This is a genomic window from Salinarimonas ramus, from assembly GCF_014645695.1.
Taxonomy (GTDB): domain Bacteria; phylum Pseudomonadota; class Alphaproteobacteria; order Rhizobiales; family Beijerinckiaceae; genus Salinarimonas; species Salinarimonas ramus.
Genome location: NZ_BMMF01000035.1, coordinates 1 through 1,557, shown reverse-complemented (window position 1 = coordinate 1,557; position 1,557 = coordinate 1). Strand labels below are relative to the sequence as shown.

Sequence of the window (1,557 nt, the reverse complement as noted above, 5' to 3'; positions counted from 1 at the left end):
GGCCGAGGCCGTGTGGAAACGCCCTCGAATATGCTAAGCTTCAGCTCTCTACACGGGGAGCTTCGGGATGGGGCGTTTCGTCGAGGGCCAGGATCGCCGGCAGGCGGCATTTCTTCCCGACTGCCTCGACGACTATGTCGATGCCGAGAACCCGGTCCGCGTGATCGACGCCTTCGTCGATGAGCTCGACCTCGGCGGGCTCGGGTTCGAGCGTGCGCGGCCGGCGGCCACCGGCCGGCCCGCGTACCACCCGGCGATGATGCTCAAGCTCTACGTCTACGGCTATATGAACCGGGTTCAGTCGAGCCGGCGGCTGGAGCGAGAAGCGGGCCGTAACGTCGAGCTGATGTGGCTCACGGGCAAGCTCGCGCCGGACTTCAAGACCATCGCCGACTTCCGGCGCGACAACGCCGAGGCAATCAAGGCGGCCTGCCGGCGGTTCGTGGGGCTGTGCCGCGGCTTCGGCCTGCTCGGCAGCGCGGTCGTCGCGCTCGATGGCAGCCGCTTCAAGGCGGTGAACAACCGCGACAGGAACTTCACCCGCGCCAAGCTCGAGCGCTGGCTGCGCGACACCGACGAGAGCATCGCCCGCTACATGGCCGAGCTCGATCGCGCCGATCGCGAGGAGGACGGCGCGTCGGAGAAGGCGGAGCGCCTGGCCGACCGGATCGGTCGCCTTCGCGCCCGCATGGCGAGGCTGAAGGAAATCGAGAAAGAGCTGGAGGCGGCGCCCGATGGGCAGGTCTCGCTCACCGATCCCGACGCTCGCTCGATGTCGACGAGCGCGCCGGGCTCGGGCCTCGTCGGCTATAACGTGCAGGCCGTCGTCGAGCCCGAGTATCACCTGATCGTGGCGCACGAGGTCACCAATATCGGGCACGACCGCGCCCATCTCGCCACGATGGTGGACAAGGCCAGGGCCGAGATGGCCGGCGAGAGCCTCACGGTCGTTGCCGACCGCGGCTACTTCGACGGCGAGGAGGTGATGGCGTGCGAGGCCGCCGGCGTCGTGCCGATCGTGCCGAAGCCCGACACCTCGTCCGCCAAAGCCGACGGCCGCTTCTCGAAGAACGACTTCGTCTACGAGCCCGAGACCGACAGCTATCGCTGCCCGGCCGGCGAGCGGCTGACCTTCCGCTATTCGACTGTCGAAGACGGGCGGACGCTGCGGCGCTACTGGGCGAGCGTGTGCCCGACGTGCCCGCTGAAAGCGCACTGCACGCCCGCGAAGCAGCGGCGGGTCTCACGTTGGGAGCACGAGGCTGTGCTCGAGGCCATGCACAAGCGTCTCGAGAGAATGCCCGGCGCCATGACGCTGCGTCGATCGACCGTCGAGCACCCATTCGGCACACTGAAGCAGTGGATGGGAACGACCCCCTTCCTCACCAGAGGCCTCCAGAACGTCGGAACCGAAATGAGCCTCTCGGTCCTCGCCTACAACCTGAAGCGGACGATCGGCATCATGGGCGTCGCCCCGCTCGCCGCGGCGCTGAGGAGATGAGGAATACCGCTGCCTCGCGCCGATCACGGATCCCATCTACCGGCGGCGCCGCGAGT

Annotated in this window: 1 protein-coding gene; it reads left to right on the top strand. The window is 68.0% G+C overall.

Annotation, left to right across the window (positions count from 1 at the left end; translation table 11 throughout):
• The first annotated feature begins 67 nt into the window (after nucleotides 1-67).
• Nucleotides 68-1,501, top strand: a complete 1,434-nt coding sequence (locus IEX89_RS24080; RefSeq protein ID WP_188915837.1) for an IS1182 family transposase — start codon at nucleotides 68-70, stop codon at nucleotides 1,499-1,501.
• Nucleotides 1,502-1,557 lie beyond the last annotated feature (56 nt).

What these genes read in the sequence shown, in the direction of transcription:
- IEX89_RS24080 (WP_188915837.1), top strand. Translation starts at nt 68, where the DNA reads ATGGGGCGTTTCGTCGAGGGCCAGGATCGCCGGCAGGCGGCATTTCTT.